17 protein-coding genes and 5 tRNA genes are annotated in these 17646 nt (G+C 64.6%); 5 read left to right on the forward strand and 17 right to left on the reverse strand.

Annotation, left to right across the window (positions count from 1 at the left end):
• Positions 1 to 80 precede the first annotated feature (80 nt).
• The 13 genes from QWY79_RS09145 to QWY79_RS09205 all read right to left on the reverse strand — a co-directional run bounded on the left by QWY79_RS09145 (position 81) and on the right by QWY79_RS09205 (position 8251).
• Positions 81 to 683, reverse strand: coding sequence for a YqaA family protein (locus QWY79_RS09145; RefSeq protein WP_290272031.1), 603 nt, complete (start codon positions 681 to 683; stop codon positions 81 to 83).
• Positions 684 to 694: 11 nt separating this feature from the next.
• Positions 695 to 1465 carry a DUF1206 domain-containing protein gene (locus QWY79_RS09150; RefSeq protein ID WP_290272033.1) on the reverse strand — a complete coding sequence of 257 codons (771 nt, stop codon included), beginning with the start codon at positions 1463 to 1465 and terminating at the stop codon, positions 695 to 697.
• A 179-nt stretch (positions 1466 to 1644) separates the two neighbouring features.
• Positions 1645 to 3309: a GMC family oxidoreductase gene (locus tag QWY79_RS09155; RefSeq protein ID WP_290272034.1), complete on the reverse strand. Its 1665-nt coding sequence runs from the start codon at positions 3307 to 3309 to the stop codon at positions 1645 to 1647.
• 320 nt (positions 3310 to 3629) lie between these two features.
• Positions 3630 to 3717: transfer RNA gene (locus tag QWY79_RS09160), tRNA-Ser, on the reverse strand.
• A 133-nt stretch (positions 3718 to 3850) separates the two neighbouring features.
• Positions 3851 to 4366, reverse strand: a complete 516-nt coding sequence (locus QWY79_RS09165; RefSeq protein WP_290272036.1) for a YiiD C-terminal domain-containing protein — start codon at positions 4364 to 4366, stop codon at positions 3851 to 3853.
• A complete protein-coding gene (locus tag QWY79_RS09170; protein ID WP_290272539.1) occupies positions 4363 to 4923 on the reverse strand; it encodes a nitroreductase family protein in 561 nt (186 codons plus the stop codon). Before QWY79_RS09170 ends, QWY79_RS09165 begins: the two co-directional genes overlap by 4 nt.
• 46 nt (positions 4924 to 4969) lie before the next feature.
• The gene (gene queF, locus QWY79_RS09175) at positions 4970 to 5803 is read right to left on the reverse strand and encodes an NADPH-dependent 7-cyano-7-deazaguanine reductase QueF (protein ID WP_290272038.1); all 834 of its coding nucleotides are present in this window, start codon (positions 5801 to 5803) and stop codon (positions 4970 to 4972) included.
• Positions 5803 to 6576, reverse strand: a complete 774-nt coding sequence (locus QWY79_RS09180) for an ABC transporter permease (protein ID WP_290272040.1) — start codon at positions 6574 to 6576, stop codon at positions 5803 to 5805. The genes queF and QWY79_RS09180 overlap by 1 nt, the downstream gene beginning before the upstream one ends.
• The gene (locus QWY79_RS09185; protein WP_290272042.1) at positions 6573 to 7529 is read right to left on the reverse strand and encodes an ABC transporter ATP-binding protein; all 957 of its coding nucleotides are present in this window, start codon (positions 7527 to 7529) and stop codon (positions 6573 to 6575) included. The genes QWY79_RS09180 and QWY79_RS09185 overlap by 4 nt, the downstream gene beginning before the upstream one ends.
• 285 nt (positions 7530 to 7814) lie before the next feature.
• Positions 7815 to 7889, reverse strand: a tRNA-Gly gene (locus tag QWY79_RS09190).
• Between the two features lie 19 nt (positions 7890 to 7908).
• Positions 7909 to 7984 (reverse strand) — tRNA-Glu (locus tag QWY79_RS09195).
• 92 nt (positions 7985 to 8076) lie between these two features.
• Positions 8077 to 8151, reverse strand: a tRNA-Gly gene (locus QWY79_RS09200).
• A gap of 24 nt (positions 8152 to 8175) precedes the next feature.
• Positions 8176 to 8251 (reverse strand) — tRNA-Glu (locus QWY79_RS09205).
• Positions 8252 to 8436: 185 nt separating this feature from the next.
• Between QWY79_RS09205 and msrB the strand changes: the two genes are divergently transcribed.
• From msrB to htpX, 4 genes are all read left to right on the forward strand, one after another.
• Complete coding sequence (msrB, locus tag QWY79_RS09210) at positions 8437 to 8838, forward strand: peptide-methionine (R)-S-oxide reductase MsrB (RefSeq protein ID WP_141318795.1); 402 nt, start codon at positions 8437 to 8439, stop codon at positions 8836 to 8838.
• Positions 8839 to 8937: 99 nt separating this feature from the next.
• Positions 8938 to 9912 (forward strand): ribosome biogenesis GTPase YlqF, encoded by a 975-nt coding sequence (gene ylqF, locus QWY79_RS09215; protein ID WP_290272046.1) that lies wholly within the window; start codon positions 8938 to 8940, stop codon positions 9910 to 9912.
• 53 nt (positions 9913 to 9965) lie between these two features.
• Complete coding sequence (locus QWY79_RS09220) at positions 9966 to 11195, forward strand: pyridoxal phosphate-dependent aminotransferase (protein ID WP_141318791.1); 1230 nt, start codon at positions 9966 to 9968, stop codon at positions 11193 to 11195.
• Between the two features lie 159 nt (positions 11196 to 11354).
• Positions 11355 to 12254: a protease HtpX gene (gene htpX / locus QWY79_RS09225; RefSeq protein ID WP_290272050.1), complete on the forward strand. Its 900-nt coding sequence runs from the start codon at positions 11355 to 11357 to the stop codon at positions 12252 to 12254.
• Between the two features lie 157 nt (positions 12255 to 12411).
• On the opposite strand, the gene pdxB is transcribed toward htpX, so the two are convergent.
• A complete protein-coding gene (gene pdxB, locus QWY79_RS09230; protein WP_290272053.1) occupies positions 12412 to 13566 on the reverse strand; it encodes a 4-phosphoerythronate dehydrogenase PdxB in 1155 nt (384 codons plus the stop codon).
• A gap of 142 nt (positions 13567 to 13708) precedes the next feature.
• On the opposite strand from pdxB, the gene QWY79_RS09235 reads away from it, so the two are divergent.
• On the forward strand, positions 13709 to 13990 hold the full coding sequence (locus QWY79_RS09235; RefSeq protein ID WP_141318785.1) for a hypothetical protein: 282 nt from the start codon (positions 13709 to 13711) through the stop codon (positions 13988 to 13990).
• Here QWY79_RS09235 and QWY79_RS09240 read toward each other — a convergent pair.
• From QWY79_RS09240 to QWY79_RS09250, 3 genes are read right to left on the reverse strand one after another with little or no spacing between them, the layout of a single operon-like run.
• Positions 13987 to 14820: a sulfurtransferase gene (locus tag QWY79_RS09240; protein ID WP_290272055.1), complete on the reverse strand. Its 834-nt coding sequence runs from the start codon at positions 14818 to 14820 to the stop codon at positions 13987 to 13989. The genes QWY79_RS09235 and QWY79_RS09240 overlap by 4 nt on opposite strands.
• On the reverse strand, positions 14817 to 17015 hold the full coding sequence (locus tag QWY79_RS09245) for an ATP-dependent helicase (RefSeq protein WP_290272057.1): 2199 nt from the start codon (positions 17013 to 17015) through the stop codon (positions 14817 to 14819). The genes QWY79_RS09240 and QWY79_RS09245 overlap by 4 nt, the downstream gene beginning before the upstream one ends.
• A complete protein-coding gene (locus QWY79_RS09250) occupies positions 17006 to 17566 on the reverse strand; it encodes a DUF1285 domain-containing protein (protein ID WP_290272059.1) in 561 nt (186 codons plus the stop codon). Before QWY79_RS09250 ends, QWY79_RS09245 begins: the two co-directional genes overlap by 10 nt.
• Positions 17567 to 17646 lie beyond the last annotated feature (80 nt).

Here is a 17646-nt window from a genome sequence, read left to right on the forward strand (position 1 = left end):
CGCACCGCTCGCCACGCTGGACCACACAGTGGCAGGAGCTACGGCAGGTCAAGGCCTGACCGGCGAAGCGCCAGATGAGGTTACATCACCAGCCCCGCCAGCCTCTGCAGTCCCAGCACCACACCCAATACCAGCGCCCCGCCGGCCAGGCTGGTGATGAGCGCGTGATGTCGCCACATCTGCTCGACCCGACGACCGAAACGGCTGACCAGCCAGGCCAGTCCGAAGTAACGCAGCCCCCGGGCAATCAGCGCCGCCAGCACGAACAGCAGCACCGGGTAGCCCGACAGGCCGGCCGTGATCATGGCAATCTGAAACGGAATGGGCAGGATGCCAAGGGCCAGAATCGCCGCGAAACCGTACTGATCGAAGAAGGCCTGAAAGGTCTCGAAGCCCTGCTGAATGCCCATGAACTCGATGAACCAGACACCCACTGACTGGAACAGCAGCATGCCCACGCCATAACCCAGCAAGGACGCCAGCAGACACCCCGCTGTGGTCACCGTTGCCAGTGTCCAGATGCGCGCCCTGTTGGCCGCCATGAGCGGAATCAGGATGAGCTCCAGCGGTACCGGCAGAATGATGGTTTCCAGAAACGACAGCGTCCCCAGCAGCCAGAGCATGTGATTCGAGGCGTTGAGCTGCTCGAACCAGAGCCTGGCTCGTCTTGATGCAATGGCCATGCAAGGAACACCTAGAGGGCTGGGTTGATACGACGATAAATGGACGCCAATACACTATAAATGCCGAAGGCAAACAATCCTGTCGCCACAAATCCCAGCAACCACTGACCGAACACCTGCGCGCGCAGCGTGTTGAAGACCTCTTCCGTGCCCCCCGCCTCACTGGGACTGATCTGGTAAGCCGCCATCAGGAAGAAACACCCCACAATCACGAACACCACACCACGTACCACCAGTCCGAAGCGGCAGACTGGATAGGCCCACACTTGAACGGCCGACGGCATGCGAAAATGCTTGTCGAACTTGGCTTTGACGCCCTTGATGACGTGCGCCAGACCCGCTCCGATGATCGCCAAGCCAATCACGCCTACCAACCAGCGCCCCAGAGGCTGCTGCAACAGCCAGCTGACAAGGCCACTGGATCCCCCGCCCTGGCCGGCAGAACCGCTCAGACGAAACATCAGACTGACGGCATAGAAAGCCAGCAAGGTATGCGTGACCGCACTGACAAGCAAGCCTCCACGAATCGCCAACCCCTTCGCGCTCTTGCCATGATGATCCGCATCCTTGAGCGCCTGGATGGCACGCCACATGGAGTAGCTCAGCAACCCCAGCGCGATGATGCCCAGCAATACCTTGCCAAAGGGGGCGCCGAGCAGACTCTGCAATGCACCACGACTGCCTTCCGCCTGCCCGCCCTGACCACAGGCCGCCAGCGCAGCGAGGCCACCCACCAGCAGATAGACCACTCCACGTGAGGCATAACCCATTCGCGCCAGCATCGAGATGGTCCGTCGCTGATCGGGGGGTGTCCGGGTCGCAGTCAACGACGTTCTCCTGACGCAATGGGCAAGGTGCCACCTACCTTGTGGCCGGATAGACCATGCTGAGCCGCGGAGGGTCGGCTGTCCAGCAGCTATCACCTCGGGCAACATGGCAACGCGTGACCTGGACTGTCCGCTCAGGCTTCATCCAGTATCCAGCCAGCGGCCTTCTCGGCAATCATCAACGTCGGCGAGTTGGTATTGCCGCTGGTGATGGTCGGCATGATGCTGGCGTCCACGACGCGCAATCCCTGAACGCCTCTGACCCGCAGGCGGGAATCCACCACGGCCATGGGATCATCCTCATGCCCCATCCGCGCCGTTCCTACCGGGTGAAAGATGGTCGTGCCGATATCGCCGGCCAGCCGTGCCAGATCGTCGTCGCTCTGATACTGCACCCCCGGCTTGACCTCCTCGGGCGCGTACTTGGCGAAGGCCGGCTGAGCGGCAATGTGGCGCGTGACCCTCAGCGAGTCGGCGGCGACCTGGCGATCCTCCGACGTGCTCAGGTAGTTGGGGGAGATGGCCGGCGCCTGGCGAGGATCGCGGCTCTTGATGCGTACCCTCCCCCGGCTGGTTGGATTGAGGTTACAGACACTGGCGGTAATCGCCGGAAAATCATGCAGCGGCTGGCCGAAGGCCTCGAGGCTCAGGGGCTGAACGTGGTATTCGAGGTTGGGATGCTCGTAGCTCTCGGCGCTGCGCGTGAACGCACACAGCTGTGAAGGCGCCATGCTCATGGGGCCCGAGCGTTTGAGGCCATATTCCAGGGCGATTCTCGCCTTGCCCAGCCAGGAGCCGGCCAGGGTGTTGAGGGTGCTGGCCCCCTTCACTCGGTAGACCGCGCGAATCTGCAGATGGTCCTGCAGATTCTCCCCCACGCCGGGAAGATCGGTCATCACCGGGATTTCATGCTCGGCAAGCAGCGCCGCCGGGCCTATCCCTGAGAGTTGCAGCAGCTGCGGCGAACCAATGGCACCAGCGGAGAGCACCACCTCGCGACTCGCCGTCACCACGACCTTCTCCCCCGCACGCTCGACCGTGACGCCGCCACAGCGGGGCTTGGCGCCATCGTTCGTCGAAACCTCGAGTCCCAGCACCTGGGTGGAGTGCCAGACCGTCAGGTTGCCGCGCTGCTCGACGCCCCGCAGGAAGGCCTTGGACGTGTTCCAGCGCCAGCCCGAACGCTGATTGACCTCGAAATAGTCCACCCCCTCGTTGTCTCCGCGGTTGAAGTCGCGGATGCGGGGGATGCCGGCTTCCACGGCGGCGGTGGCAAAATCATCCAACACCTGCCATTTCAGGCGCTGCTTTTCGACACGCCACTCACCGCCATGGCCGTGAAAGTCACGATGCACATCATCGGCATCACCTCCTTCATCCAGACGATAATGATCCTCGTGCTTCATGAAGTCGGGCAGGCAGTTCTCCCAGCGCCAGGCGGCGTCCCCGGTCAACTCGGCCCAGCCATCATAATCACGGGCCTGACCCCGCATATACAGCATGCCATTGATGCTGGAACAGCCACCCAATGTCTTGCCTCGCGGATAAATCAGCGAGCGCCCGTTCAACCCAGGATCAGGCTCGGTACGCAAACACCAATCGGTACGCGGATTGTTGATGCAGTACAGATAGCCGATCGGAATATGGATCCAGTGATAATTGTCTCGGCCACCGGCCTCGATCAACAGGACCCGATTCGCCGGATCGGCGCTGAGTCGGTTGGCCAGCAGGCACCCGGCAGTACCGGCCCCCACCACGATATAGTCGAAGGCATGGGTGTTGTGCGTATTGTTTGCCATGGTGTGCTCTCCCAAGGCATGCCGACCAGGCGCGGCCCGACTTCAAGAGCCAAGGCTTGGCCGGCACGCTTGTCTTTCCACAACGGACAGCATCATCTTCACGGAAGGTCGGCACCATCGCAAACCGAGGGTCAGATTTCGGTGACGTGAACGCTTGCGTAGGCGCACCGTCTCGTCCCAGGACAGCCACGATGCCAGCTACCCCACCAAGCCCCATCCTGGGCGAAGGAGGCGGCAACGGCTCCAGGACAGGAAAAATCACCAATGGCGGGGCCCAGACACAAAAAAGCCGCCTCGATGGGCGGCTTTTTCTGCTGTTCTGGCGGAGGGGGAGGGATTCGAACCCTCGAAGCCTTTCGACTTACACACTTTCCAGGCGTGCTCCTTCGACCACTCGGACACCCCTCCGCATTGTGATTCCCGAAACGAGTGGCGCCAGGTTTGCGCATGGCGGCCTCTTTGTCTCGAGAACGGCGCACACGATAGCGACTTAAGTCCGCGAATGCAAGCAGATTTTTGCCTTGAGTCGGATTTTTCGGCGTCAGGCGGGCTTCTCGGGCAGCACGGCGTAGTCGTCGCGGGCCTCGAGGCAGAGAGTATCGCCGCACCAGAGCTGCTGCACGAGGGCGATGCGGCCCTTGCCGCCTTTCTGCAGGCTGGCGGCGAGCGTCGCCCTGCCCTGCTCGTCCTCAGGCGTACAGGTCAGCCGATAGTCGCCGGTCACCGGGGCGAGAAAACGCTGCCGGGACTCGGCGACCACCACGTCACGCTCGATGCCCTGACGACGCAGCCAGAGCGTGACCCAGCACCAGCCGAGCAGCGTCGTCTGGGCGGTCAGCGAGCCGCCGAAGCCGGTGCCCTTGTCGTTCAGGTTGGGCGTCAAGGCGAGCTGCCAGGTCAGGCTGTCGCCCTGGCGATGCATGTCGCGAATCCCCAGTTGCCCGGCCAGCGGAATGGCATCATGAAGCCAGGCAAGGAAGGCGAGCGGATCGTCTTCCTGACCGCTGGCCGGCAGTGGCAGGCGCGGGTGCGCTTCGCCGACCCCGCGCTCGATCACGTCCAGCGCTCCACGAAGTCGGCCGTATCATGCTCGGGCAGTCGACGCGGGCGGCCACCGGGCTGTCCCAGGTAGATGAAGCCGACCAGGGCATCCTCCTCGGCGAGCCCCAGCCCCTCATGCACGGTGGGGTCGAAGGCATACTGGCCGGTACGCCACATGGCCCCCAGGCCCTGGGCATGGGCTGCCAGAAGCAGGGAGTGGGCGGCACAGCCGGCGGAGAGGATCTGCTCCACCTGCGGCACCTTGGGCTCGTCGGGCGTTACCCGGGCAATCACGGCGATGACCATGGGCGCTCGCTGAGGCTTCTTGCGCGCGCCGTTGAGCCGGGCTTCCTCGGCATGCGGCTCCTCGCGGAGCTCGGCTTGGGCGAAGAGCTCGCCCAGGCGCTCCAGCCCGGCGCCGGAAAACTCGATGAAGCGCCAGGGGCGCAGTTCCTTGTGGTCGGGCGCGCGCAGGGCGGCCCGATACATGGCCTCGAGCTGCTCGGCGCTGGGCGCTGGCCCCATGAGCTTGCCCATGGAGCTGCGTTCATGCAGTAGCGTGAGTGCGTCCATCACGCGGTCCTCCTCGGTATGGTCGGTGCCGGGCGCGGGCCCTGCTCTACTGGCGCGCCAACCGCAGCGGCACGGGCGGTATCTCGCCGGGCGTGCCCCGCCAGGGGCTGATATCGAGCCCGCCGCGACGTACGTAGCGCGCCAGCACCAGCAGGCACTCGGGCCGGGCACGCGCCATCAGATCGCAGAAGATATGCTCGACGCAATGCTCGTGGAAGTCCTGATGCTGGCGATAGCCGACCAGATAACGCAACAGCCCCTCACGGTCGATACGCGGTCCACGATAGCGGATCAGTACACTGCCCCAGTCGGGCTGGCCGGTCACCGGGCAGTTGGACTTGAGCAGATGGGAGTGCAGCGTCTCCTCGACGATCTCGTCACCCACCACCAGAGGCTCGGCGCTGGGCGTGTAGTCATCGATGGCAATGTCCAGCTCGTCGATACACTCGCCGAGCAGGCGCTGCGGCATCAGCTCGCTGGCGTCGACGTCGAACAGCTCGACGCTGACCGGGGCACCGGCGGCCTCGGCCAGGTCTATCTCCAGTTGTTCGCGCACCGCCGCCGGGCTCGCGAAACGGCTCTGGTTATAGCTGTTGAGATAGAGTTTCCAGGACTTGGACTCGATGAGTCGCGGCGACTCGGCCGGCAGCCGGAAACGTGCCACCGCCACCCGCGGCTTGCCGCGGGCATTCAGCCAGGAGAGCTCGAAGGCATGCCACTCATCCTCGCCGACGAATGGCAGGGCGCCCGCCTCGATGCCCAGTGGCGCCCGGTTCACCGCCCGTTCGATGGGATACAGCAGCCCGGCATCATACTGCTCCGGATAGGCGGACTCACGCCCCAGGGGCGCATAGGCCAGGGAGTCGGGACGGTCGTTCATCAGCTACGGATCCCCTTGCCATTCTCCAGCATCCACAGCGCGATGCCGAACAGCACCACGATGAAGCCGATGATGGCCGCCAGCGCCCAGCCCACGGGGATATCCGAGACCCCGAGGAAGCCATAGCGGAAGACATTGACCATGTAGAGGATGGGATTGAGCATCGATGCGCCCTGCCAGAAGGCCGGCAGTAGCGAGATCGAATAGAAGACCCCGCCCAGGTAGGTCAGCGGCGTCAGCACGAAGGTCGGCACGATGGAGATATCATCGAACTTCTTGCCCAGCAGGGCGTTGATGAAGCCACCAGTGGCGAAGAGTGCCGCGGTCAGTACCACCACGACCAGCGTCAACACCGGATGAGCCACCTCGACCTGCGAGAAGAACAGCGAGACGATGGTGACGATCAGCCCGACACCCAGGCCGCGCGCCATGCCGCCCATGATGAAACCGGCCAGGATCACCCAGTTAGGCATCGGCGAGACCATCATTTCTTCCACGCTGCGCTGGAACTTGTTGGAGAAGAAGCTCGAGGCCACGTTGGAATAGCTATTGGTGATCACCGACATCATGATCAGCCCGGGGACGATGAAGTCCATGTAGGTATAGCCATCCATCTGGCCGATACGCGAGCCGATCAGGTTGCCGAAGATGATGAAGTACATCGCCATGGTGATCGACGGTGGCAACAGCGTCTGCGGCCAGATGCGCGTGAAGCGCTTGATTTCCTTGACCACCAGGGTCCAGAGCGCGATGGCGATCTGTGTGGCGTTCATGCGCTTGCCTCCGTGTTGTGATCCGCGTCAGCCTGACTCTCTTCCACCATGGAAACGAACATTTCCTCCAGCCGGTTGGCGCTGTTGCGCATCGACATGACCTGGATGCCCTGCTCGCTCAAGGCGGTGAAGACATCATTGAGCCGCTGACCGCGTTGCACCATCACGGACAGCTGGGCGTCATCGACCTGGCGCACGTCGAAGCCTTCCACCTGCGGAGGCTGCTCGACCGGATGCGCCAGATCCAGCAGGAAGGTTTCGGTGTTGAGCTCGGCGAGCAGGTTGCGCACGCTGGTATCGCGCACGATATGGCCATTATTGATGATGCCGACGTGGCGGCACAGGCTCTCGGCCTCTTCCAGATAATGCGTGGTCAGAATGATGGTGGTGCCTTCCACCTCATTGATGTGACGCATGTATTCCCACATGCTGCGGCGCAGTTCGATATCCACGCCGGCGGTGGGTTCGTCGAGAATCAGCAGCCGGGGACGATGCATCAGTGCCCGGGCGATCATCAGGCGACGCTTCATGCCGCCCGAGAGCATGCGCGCGCTGCCGTTGCGCTTATCCCAGAGTCCCAGATCCTTCAGCAGCTGCTCGGCACGCGGCACGGCCTCGCGACGCGACATGCCGTAGTACCCGGCCTGCGCCAGGACGATGTCGATGACCTTCTCGAACTGGTTGAAATTGAATTCCTGGGGCACCACGCCGAGATGGTACTTGGCGCGAGCGAAGTCGGTGTCGATATCGATGCCGAAGATCGAGACCCGGCCGGCCGTCTTCTGCACCAGCGAGCACACCACCCCCAGAGTGGTCGACTTGCCAGCCCCGTTGGGACCCAACAAGGCGTAGAAATCCCCCTGGGCCACATCGAGGTCGATGCCCTTGAGGGCCTCAAAACCATTGCCGTAGACCTTGGTCAGGCCACGGATGGACAGCGCCGGTTCGGCCATGAGCGATCCTTGGAAGTTCGATTTTGAAAGATTGGGCGTTAACGCCAAGACCCTCGCATATTGGGGCAGACCACCGACTATTCAAGTAGCCCGCAAACCATATCACTGACGGAAGCTCGAAGCTCGAAGCTCGAAGCTCGAAGCTCGAAGCTCGAAGCTCGAAGCTCGAAGCTCGAAGCTCGAAGCTCGAAGCTCGAAGCTCGAAGCCAATATGACAACACGCAGGAGCACGACCCGACACAAAGAGTGTCAGCGCATCAAAGGAGATCTATCGAGGAGATAATCTGGAGCGGGAAACGAGATTCGAACTCGCGACCCTCGCCTTGGCAAGGCGATGCTCTACCACTGAGCTATTCCCGCTTTTTGAGGTGTAACGAAGTGGCGTCCCATAGGGGGTTCGAACCCCTGTTACCGCCGTGAAAGGGCGGTGTCCTGGACCACTAGACGAATGGGACGCAGTGGAGCGGGAAACGAGATTCGACCGGGCTGGCGCACCAGCTCGCGACCCTCACTACCCATCCTGTTGGACCATCTTTTTTTCAAAAGATGGAGCGGGAAACGAGATTCGAACTCGCGACCCTCGCCTTGGCAAGGCGATGCTCTACCACTGAGCTATTCCCGCACTCCGTTATCTCAATGAGCCGAGTGGCGTCCCATAGGGGGTTCGAACCCCTGTTACCGCCGTGAAAGGGCGGTGTCCTGGACCACTAGACGAATGGGACGCAGTTGCTCGCCTCGTCGAGATGGCGCGTATATTACTCACGCCTTCGGGATCCGTCAACCCTTTCCGCATCTCATTGATAATCCAGCTCGTCTTGGCGATGCTGAGAAACGCACGCGGGACGAAACGGGAACATCGAGCGGCTAGACTGTCATACAGGGTGCAGGCCAGACGAGGAGAACGCCCATGCGCAAGAAGATCGAGAAGACGGATGCCGAGTGGCGCGAGCAGCTCACCGACGAGCAGTATCGCGTGACTCGCGAAAAGGGAACCGAGCGACCCTTCACCGGTGACTACCGGGTGACGGAAGAGCATGGCATCTACCACTGCGTGTGCTGCCATGCGGCACTGTTCGAGAACGAGCACAAGTTCGATGCCGGCTGTGGCTGGCCGAGCTTCGACCGCCCCCTCTCCTCCGAGTGCGTGGCGGAAAACACCGACAACAGCCACGGCATGCGGCGCATCGAAGTCACCTGTGCCCGATGCAATGCCCATCTGGGCCATGTATTCCCCGATGGTCCGCCGGAGACCACCGGCCAACGCTTCTGCATCAACTCGGTGGCCTTGAACTTCCACGCCGGCGAGTAAGTCTCCGCCCCCTGCGACGGCCGGCCATCTGCTATGATGGTCGGCCGTTTCTTTTTCACGTCGCGATCAGACATCGCACGACACAAGCAGGAGGGGTCGATGCTCGGCTGGTACCCGGGACACATGAACAAGGCGCGCCGCCAGATTCTCGAGGCGCTGCCGGAAATAGACGTGGTGATCGAAGTACTCGACGCCCGCCTCCCCTACTCCAGCGCCAACCCCATGCTGGCCGAGCTGACCCGCCACAAGCCGGTGCTCAAGGTGCTGTCCCGCGCCGACCTGGCCGATCCGCAACAGACCCGCGAGTGGACGCGCCATTTCGATGCCCAGCCCGCTACCCGGGCCCTGGCGGTCACCACCACCCAGGCGCGTGATCTCAAGCGGGTGCCCAAACTGTGCCACGAACTGGCCGGCCAGGTACGCGCCGACCGGGATGTGCGGGTCATGGTCATGGGCATTCCCAATGTGGGCAAGTCGACCCTGATCAATGGCCTGGCCGGACGCAGCATTGCCAGAACCGGCAACGAACCGGCCGTGACCAAGCGGCAACAGAAGGTGCGGATCAACGGCCAGGTCGCGCTGATCGACACGCCCGGGGTGCTGTGGCCGAAGATCGAGGATCAGGCCAGTGCCTATCGCCTGGCCGCCAGTGGCGCCATTCGCGATACCGCCATCGACTATGTGGATGTGGCCATCGTCACCGCCGCCGAACTGGCCAAACGCTATCCGGAGGCGCTCTCGACACGCTACAAGCTCAAGGAGCTGCCGCCCTTTCAGCCCAACCCGGAGGCCGAGCGCACCGAGGCGGATGGCGACCCGGGGCCGGATCTTCTCGCCCGGGCCGGTTTCGACGGCCAGGCCATTGTGTCGAGCATCGCCGGCAAGCGTGGCGGTCTGCGTGCCGGTGGCGAGATCGACCTGCATCGCGGCGCCGAGGTGCTGCTTCACGAGTTGCGGGATGGCAAGCTGGGGCGGCTTACGCTGGAAACCCCGGCCGACATTCCCGAGGCCGAGGACGAGGCTGTCGCGGAAGCCTCTTCGGCAGACGCAACGCCCCGGGCCAGTGACGACTGAGGCCCGGCTGCCACACTTCGACACCGACTCTTGACTATCTCTGGAAGCGAGACATGGACACAGCCCCACTCGAAAAATCGCACAAGCTGGAAAGCGTCTGCTACGACATCCGCGGCCCGGTGCTCGAACACGCCAAGCGCCTGGAGGACGAGGGACAACGTATCCTCAAGCTCAATATCGGCAACCCGGCGCCATTCGGCTTCGAGGCCCCGGAGGAAATCCTTCAGGACGTCATGCGCAACCTGTCCACCGCTCAGGGGTACTGTGATTCCAAGGGACTGTACTCGGCGCGCAAGGCCATCATGCAGGAGTGTCAGCGCAAGCGGATCCCCGGCGTCGGCATCGAGGACATCTACATCGGCAACGGGGTTTCCGAGCTGATCGTGATGGCCCTGCAGGCCCTGCTCAACGACGGTGACGAACTGCTCATCCCGGCACCGGATTACCCGCTGTGGACGGCGGCCGCCAACCTCTCCGGCGGCCGGGCGGTGCATTACATGTGCGACGAACAGGCCGACTGGGCCCCGGACATGGCCGACCTGCGGGCCAAGATCACCAGCCACACCCGGGCCATGGTCATCATCAACCCCAACAATCCGACCGGGGCCGTCTACCCGCCGGAAGTGCTCGAGGAAATGCTGGCCATCGCCCGCGAGCACAACCTGGTGGTGTTCTCCGACGAGATCTACGACAAGATCCTCTATGACGGCACCGAGCATGTCGCCACGGGGTCCCTGGCCTCGGAAGAGCAGCTCGTGGTGACGCTCAACGGCCTCTCCAAGAGCTATCGCTGCGCCGGCTTTCGCAGTGGCTGGATGACACTCTCCGGCACAGTGGCCAAGAAGCGTGCCAGCGACTTCATTCAGGGGCTGACCATGCTCGCCTCGATGCGACTGTGCGCCAATGTGCCGGCCCAGCACGCCATCCAGACGGCGCTGGGTGGCTATCAGTCGATCAATGATCTGGTCCTGCCCGGCGGCCGACTGCTGGCCCAGCGCGACATCACCCACGAGAAGCTCAACGCCATCCCCGGCGTCAGTTGCACCAAACCCAAGGGCGCGCTCTACGCTTTTCCGAAACTGGATCCCAAGGTCTACAACATCCGGGACGACCAGCAACTGGTCCTCGACCTGCTGCTCGAGGAGAAGATCCTCCTGGTCCAGGGCACCGCCTTCAACTGGCCGGAGCCGGACCACGTGCGCATCGTCACCCTGCCCTGGGCCGACCAGCTGGATGACGCCCTGGATCGCTTCGCACGCTTCCTGTCACGCTATCGACAATAAGCAGACTCAGCCGCTGTTTAGCTTGAAACTTGTCACAACAGGCCGTATCTAACAATTCAGCCTCTGGAGGGCGCCACGCCCCGCTCAACCGGTGCAGGCGCCCCAGTCTTACCGCACTCGACACCCTGCCGGGTGCGCATTTGATGGAGATATTCGGCAATGATGAGAGTCCTGCTCTTCCTGGGCACCAACCTGGCGGTCATCCTGGTGGCCAGTATCACCCTGCGACTGCTGGGGGTGGAGTCCTATCTGTCGGCCAACGGCATGAACATGACCGGCCTGCTGATCTTCTGCTTCATCTTCGGCATGGCCGGCTCACTGGTCTCGCTGTTCATCTCCAAGTGGATGGCCAAGCGTTCCACCGGCACCGTGGTCATCGAGTCGCCCTCCAATGCCACCGAGCAGTGGCTGGTCGACACCGTGACCGAACTGGCCCGCGATGCCGGCATCAAGACGCCGCAGGTGGGCATATTCCCGGCCCAGCAGTCCAACGCCTTTGCCACCGGCTGGAAGAAGGACGATGCCCTGGTAGCGGTCTCGGCCGGCCTGCTCAACCGCATGCAGCCGGAGGAAGTCCGCGCCGTCCTGGCCCACGAGATCGGCCACGTGGCCAACGGCGACATGGTCACCCTGGCGCTGATCCAGGGCGTGCTCAACACCTTCGTGATGTTCTTCGCCCGCATCGTCGCCCAGCTGGTCGACAGCTTCCTGCGCAAGGATGACGGCGACGGCCTGGGCTTTTTCGGCTACTTTGCGGTGGTGATCGTCGCCGAGATCGTCTTCGGCCTGATCGCCTCGGCCATCGTCGCCTGGTTCTCGCGCTTCCGCGAATACCGCGCCGACACCGCCGGCGCCCGACTCGCCGGCAGCAGCGCCATGGTCAACGCCCTGGCACGGCTCAAGGCCGAGACCGAAATGCCCGACCAGATGCCCGACACCATGACCGCCTTCGCCATCACCACCGGCCAGTCACGGCGCCTGATGGAAAAGCTCTTCGCCAGTCACCCCCCGCTGGACGAACGCATCCGCGCCCTCAAGGAAGCGGAATATCGGAACTGAGCAGCGGCGGAGGCCGCTGCAGAAATGAAGAAGGAAGTACGCGGCTAACGCCGCTCGAAGAGGGAAGCAACTTCTGACCCCAGGTCATCACGCTCCCCTCTCCCCTCTTCCCTCTTCCCTCTTCCCTCTTCCCTCTTCCCTCTTCCCTCTTCCCTCTTCACGCTTCCGCCTTCCGGCTAACCCCAAACCCCGCTGCCGCGAGGGGTTCGGCGAGGTGTGCCGCTGCGTCGGCCAGTTCGACCGTCAGGCTCGCGAACTCGCGGCGCAGGGGGTAGTCGGCGCGGCAGGCGTCGAAGCCGGTGGCCATGCCTTGTTGGCGGGCGCTCAGGCGCAGGGCGTCATGGTCGCGCCGGGGGTCGTGGACGACGCGCATGCACAGGCGCAGGGCTTCCTCACTGCCGAGACCGGCATCGAGCACCAGCCGCGGGACGGGCGGCGGCGGCAGCAGATCGGCTACGTCGAGGCGCGCCGGCAGGCCGACATGATGTGCCAGGGCACGATAGATGCGATGGGTGCCGCGCAGCTTGCCGTCCAGGCTGTACCCGGCCACATGCGGCGTGGCGATGGCCGCCAGGTCACTCAGGGCGGCATCGATATCCGGCTCGTCTTCCCAGACATCCAGCACCGCACTGATATCCCCGCGCCCCGCCAGACGCGAGCGCAGTGCCCTGCCATCGACACAGTCGCCGCGCCCGGCATTGACGACCAGAGTGCCCGGCGCCAGTTCAGCGATGCGTTGCGTATCGAGCAGATGCCGGGTGGCATGCGGGCCCTGCGTGACCAGCGGCGTATGCAGACACAGCACGTCGCAGTGATCGATCAGGGTGTCCAGCGACTCGAAGCCTGCGCTCCCCTCGGCGTCGGCACGCGGCGGGTCGCAGGCCAGGCACGCTATCTTCATGGCCTGCAGACGCCCCAGCAGACGGCGGCCGACATTCCCCACACCGACAATGCCCACCCGACACTCGCCGAGGGTGAAGCCCTGGCGCTCGGCCTGTGTCGCCAGGCTGGCCAGCACATGGTCGACCACCGCCTCGGCATTGCATCCCGGAGCACTGGCAAAGCCGATACCACGGGCCGCCAGGGCGCGGGTATCGACATGGTCGGTGCCGATGGTGCAGGTACCCACGAAACGCAGCCGCGACCCGGCCAGCAGTGCTTCATCGACCCGCGTGACGGAGCGCACCACCAGCGCATCGGCGTCGCGGACCGTCCGGGCATCGATCTCGCGGCCGGGCACGCGCGTGACCTCGCCCAGCTCACCAAAACAGCGCTGGGCCTGGGGCACATTGGCATCGACGACAATCTTCATGCGGGGCTTCTCCTCTCGATCCGCGGCCCTGCCACCCGGCAGCGAGCGCTTTGAGCAACGAGCACGAGGCCTTACAATATCAGGCCCGTGCGAGGCGTGGGACGATGCACGCCGACAGCCCCCTGCCAAAACCGGAGCCACCTTGATCGTTCGCTGGGAAACCGACCATGACTATGTGCTGATCCATGTCCATCAGGACATGTTCGGTGACTGGATATTCAGCCGTGCCTGGGGACAGATCGGTACCCAGTACGGGGGCCTCAAGCACCAGCTGGCGGATGACCACGCCCAGGCGATGATGTGGCTGGAAGATGAGGCCACCATTCAGCACTCGCGTGGCTTCGAGAAGATCCTGGAAGCCGACGACCACAGTCCCGAAGGCCAGGATGCCGTCAAGCAGCTGTCGCTGCTCGACTCCGCCTAGTCCCCGGTGGCGATGGGCCGCGCCGGATCGCGAATCCATTCGCTCCACGAGCCGACATAGAGCCGCGGTAACGGCAAACCGGCAACGGCATGCGCCAGGATGTTGTGGCAGGCGGTGACGCCGGATCCACAATAGCTGATGGTGTCCGTCGCCCCGGGCAGCAGCGACCGCAACTCGGCTGCCGACTTGAAACGCCCCTGCTCATCCAGATTGCCGGCGCTCGGCTGACAGCGTGCGCCGGGGATATGCCCGGCCAGGGCATCCATGGGTTCCACCTCGCCGCGAAAGCGCTCCCGGGAGCGCGCATCCAGCTTCAGTGCCCGGCTGGAAAACACTTCGTCGGCCTCGACCCAGGCGGTGTCATCGAAGCTCGGCGACCAGTCGCTGGGGTCAGGCTCGATACTGCCGGCTTCCGCCTCCAGTGCCCCGCCCGCGGCCTGCCAGGCCGGCAGGCCGCCATCCAGGACTCGCACCGCGGGATGCCCGGCCCACTGCACGAGCATCCACCAGGCCCGCGCCGCCGCCAGTTGGCCGCCCATGTCATCGTAGATCACCACCGGACGTTGCGGCGTGGCCCCCAGGCGCCGCAGAGTCGCGGCAAAGGTGTCGTGAGCTGGCAGAGGATGCCGGCCGCGTACCCCGGGCGACGACGCCAGGTCCCGTTCCAGGTCGAGATGCCGAGCGCTCGGCAGATGGCCTTCACGCCACAGGCCGAGCCCGGCGTCAGAGTCCGCCAGGCGCGCGCGGCAGTCGAGCACGAGTGGCGATGGCTGCGCCGGGTTTTCCAGCCAGCGACGCAGCGTTTCGGCACCGATCAGAACATCCCTCATGCCTGTTCTCCTTCCAGCAGTTCGATGGGCGCACGGCTGGCAATCAGTCGACGACGCCCGGCCTGCACGAAGCGGACCTCGAGCACCGGGTTGGCCGGATCACCGTCGACTTCGCTGATTTCACCACGGCCGAATACGGCATGATGGAGCTGCTGCCCCACCTGATAGTCGCGCGGCGCCTCGGCCACCCCGGGCGTCTCGCTGGCCTGGATGGCCAGTGCCGTCAGCGCCTGGGGCGCGGCGGCAGTCAGGTAACGGCGCACCAGATCCGGCCGGGCCACCGCCAGCGGACTGGTCAGGTCCTCGGCCGCCAGGCGCTCGGCGACCCGCTGACCATCCTGCCAGGCGGTCTCGCCGAGAAACCGGCTGGGGCGATGATCGCCGCCGTCGTGCAACATCACCAGCCGCTCTCGCGCCCGCGTGATGGCCACATAGAAGAGGCGACGCTCTTCCTCGAGGCGCGACGGGCTCAGCGGATTGTCGCGGGTATAGTGCGGAAAGTCTTCCTCGTTGGCGCCGGCCAGCACCACCAGGGGCCATTCCAGCCCCTTGGCGCCGTGCACGGTATTGATCAGGACGCCATCCTCGCGATTCTCCACCGGCCGTCGCAACAGCTCGGTGAAGGCCGCCAGGTCGCTGACCTCATTGGCCTGCTCGATCAACACATCCAGCAGGCGTACATCCTCTTCGCCCTTGTCGCGCCGTGCAGCGGCACGCTTGAGGACCTTCTCGGCCTCGACGGCCTCGATCACATGCTGCAACAGGCGCGCCGGTGGCCAGGCGGAGAGCCGTGGCAGCTCGCAGAGCAGTTCCCAGCGGCGCTTGAGGGTGCGCCGCTGATGGGGCTTGATGCCCTCGAGCAGCGGGTCCTGACGCGGCGGCCAGCGCTGCGTCTCGGCCAGGCGCGTTGCCAGCGCGGCCAGACGCTCGCGGGGCACGAAGGGCGTGGGCTGGGAGAGCAGTGTCTGCAGATGGGCGGGATCGCGCAGCAGGGCGGCATCCTGCGCCAGCATCAGGTAGCCCGCCAGCGCCTCGACCAGCGGCAAACGGAACACGAAGCGATCCTCGCGGGCCAGTCGAAACGGGATACCGGCCCGCAGCAGCGCCAGCTGCAACGGCACCGACAGCGCCCAGCTGCGCACCAGCAGGCAGGCGTCGGCAAGCTCGCGCCCCTGGCGACGCCAGTCGGCCAGCTCGTCCAGCACTGCTTGGCTGCCCTGATTGACCGAGAGTCGCGTGTCGGGGTTGGCCGGCGCCGCCAGGCAGATCTGATCCGGGCGGCGACGGTTGGCATCGATGGCGTGATTGGCGACCAGCGCCAGGGCGTGGCCATGCCGAAAGGTGGTCGACAGCGGGTAGTCGCGGGCCGTGCCGAAGGTCGCGGTAAAGTTCTCGAGCATGGTGTCCGGGTGGGCCCCGCGCCACTCATAGATGCACTGATTGGCATCGCCGACCGCCATCACCTCCGCCTCGCTGCCCGCCAGCACCGCCAGCAGGCGCTGCTGAGCCACATTGATGTCCTGGTACTCGTCGATGATGACGTGATCCAGAAAGCCCTGGACGCGCCGGCGCAGGTCGGCGTCGGCTTCCAGGGCCTTCAGCGGGCGATAGATCAGGTCGGCATAGGTCATGACGCCATGCTCGGCCAGCAGCGTCTCGGCCTGCTCGAAGGCCTCGACGAAGTGCTCGGTGTTCTCGCCGAAGTCGAGACGCTGATAGAGCTCGGCGGGCGAACTCATCTCGGCCTTGACCAGGCCGCAGAAGTGCGCGAGCGCCTCGAGCTTGTCGGCCTCAAGGGCGGCTTCGCGGCTGACATGAGCACTGTCCAGGGCGTTCAACGAGGCTTGGCGCAACAGGCGCTCGACCTGCCAGTCGGCGGTCAGCAGCTGACGCGAGGCCAACACGCCCCAGCGCGTCAGGCTCTGGCTGAGGCGATGCCCCAGCGAATGAAAGGTGCGCACATCCGGCAGACGCTGACCCGGCGCGGCCATCTCGGCGAGCCGTGACTGAAAATCCTCGCGCGCCGAGCGGTTGAACATCAGGACCAGCAGGCGCGTGGGGTCACAGCCCCGCTCCAGCAGTTCGAGCACCCGCGCCACCATGGTGGTGGTCTTGCCGGCCCCGGCAACCGCCGCCACTCGGGCATGACCCTGGGCGTGCGTCACCACGGCGCGCTGCTCCGGCGTCAGGTGCATGGCGCTTCGCCATCCACACGTCCCAGGGGTTGGGTGACACCACCACTGGTCAAGGCGAGCCACTCCACGCCCTGCTCATCGGTAAAGGGCTCGGCCTGCTCGACCAGTCGGTAGAAGAGGTTGCGCCCCAGGCGCGCGGCCAGGCCGAAGCGAATCGGCACCTCGGGTACCCATTCGCCACGCGGTGTTGGCGTCACGCTCAGCCGATGGGTGGCATCGAGCCGGACCCAATCGCCGAGCTGAGTGACGAGCTGCCAGTCGCCGCTGTCATCCTGCTCGGCATCCACGGCAATGAAGGCCCGATCCTCGACGCGGATGCGCAGCTTCTCGACCGGGGTGACCAGGAAGTATTCGCCATCCGGGTCGCGGCGCAGAATGGTCGACAACAGGCGCACCAGCCGAGCACGCTGAATGACGCCGCCTTCATGGATCCAGCGGCCGTCGGCGGCGATCAGCAGGTCCATCTCGCCGGCATGCTCGGGGTGCCACTGATCCACCGGCGGAATGCCGCGCGAGGTGTCGATATCGGTCAGCAATGAATCCAGATGCATGCTTGGGCTCCTTCAGGCCTTCGCCTGACAGCGTTGGCCGGCCGTGCGCTACGGGAACGCGAGCCGGCGCGTCACGGGAG

This window comes from Halomonas sabkhae (assembly GCF_030409265.1).
GTDB classification, from domain to species: Bacteria; Pseudomonadota; Gammaproteobacteria; order Pseudomonadales; family Halomonadaceae; genus Halomonas; species Halomonas halmophila.

Bases quoted from the DNA above. Each gene is read 5' to 3' on its own strand.
- QWY79_RS09145 (WP_290272031.1), bottom strand. From the start codon at position 683: ATGGCCATTGCATCAAGACGAGCCAGGCTCTGGTTCGAGCAGCTCAAC.
- QWY79_RS09150 (WP_290272033.1), bottom strand. From the start codon at position 1,465: ATGCTGGCGCGAATGGGTTATGCCTCACGTGGAGTGGTCTATCTGCTG.
- QWY79_RS09155 (WP_290272034.1), bottom strand. From the start codon at position 3,309: ATGGCAAACAATACGCACAACACCCATGCCTTCGACTATATCGTGGTG.
- QWY79_RS09170 (WP_290272539.1), bottom strand. From the start codon at position 4,923: ATGGACGCACTCACGCTACTGCATGAACGCAGCTCCATGGGCAAGCTC.
- queF (WP_290272038.1), bottom strand. From the start codon at position 5,803: ATGAACGACCGTCCCGACTCCCTGGCCTATGCGCCCCTGGGGCGTGAG.
- QWY79_RS09180 (WP_290272040.1), bottom strand. From the start codon at position 6,576: ATGAACGCCACACAGATCGCCATCGCGCTCTGGACCCTGGTGGTCAAG.
- QWY79_RS09185 (WP_290272042.1), bottom strand. From the start codon at position 7,529: ATGGCCGAACCGGCGCTGTCCATCCGTGGCCTGACCAAGGTCTACGGC.
- msrB (WP_141318795.1), top strand. From the start codon at position 8,437: ATGCGCAAGAAGATCGAGAAGACGGATGCCGAGTGGCGCGAGCAGCTC.
- ylqF (WP_290272046.1), top strand. From the start codon at position 8,938: ATGCTCGGCTGGTACCCGGGACACATGAACAAGGCGCGCCGCCAGATT.
- QWY79_RS09220 (WP_141318791.1), top strand. From the start codon at position 9,966: ATGGACACAGCCCCACTCGAAAAATCGCACAAGCTGGAAAGCGTCTGC.
- htpX (WP_290272050.1), top strand. From the start codon at position 11,355: ATGATGAGAGTCCTGCTCTTCCTGGGCACCAACCTGGCGGTCATCCTG.
- pdxB (WP_290272053.1), bottom strand. From the start codon at position 13,566: ATGAAGATTGTCGTCGATGCCAATGTGCCCCAGGCCCAGCGCTGTTTT.
- QWY79_RS09240 (WP_290272055.1), bottom strand. From the start codon at position 14,820: ATGAGGGATGTTCTGATCGGTGCCGAAACGCTGCGTCGCTGGCTGGAA.
- QWY79_RS09245 (WP_290272057.1), bottom strand. From the start codon at position 17,015: ATGCACCTGACGCCGGAGCAGCGCGCCGTGGTGACGCACGCCCAGGGT.
- QWY79_RS09250 (WP_290272059.1), bottom strand. From the start codon at position 17,566: ATGCATCTGGATTCATTGCTGACCGATATCGACACCTCGCGCGGCATT.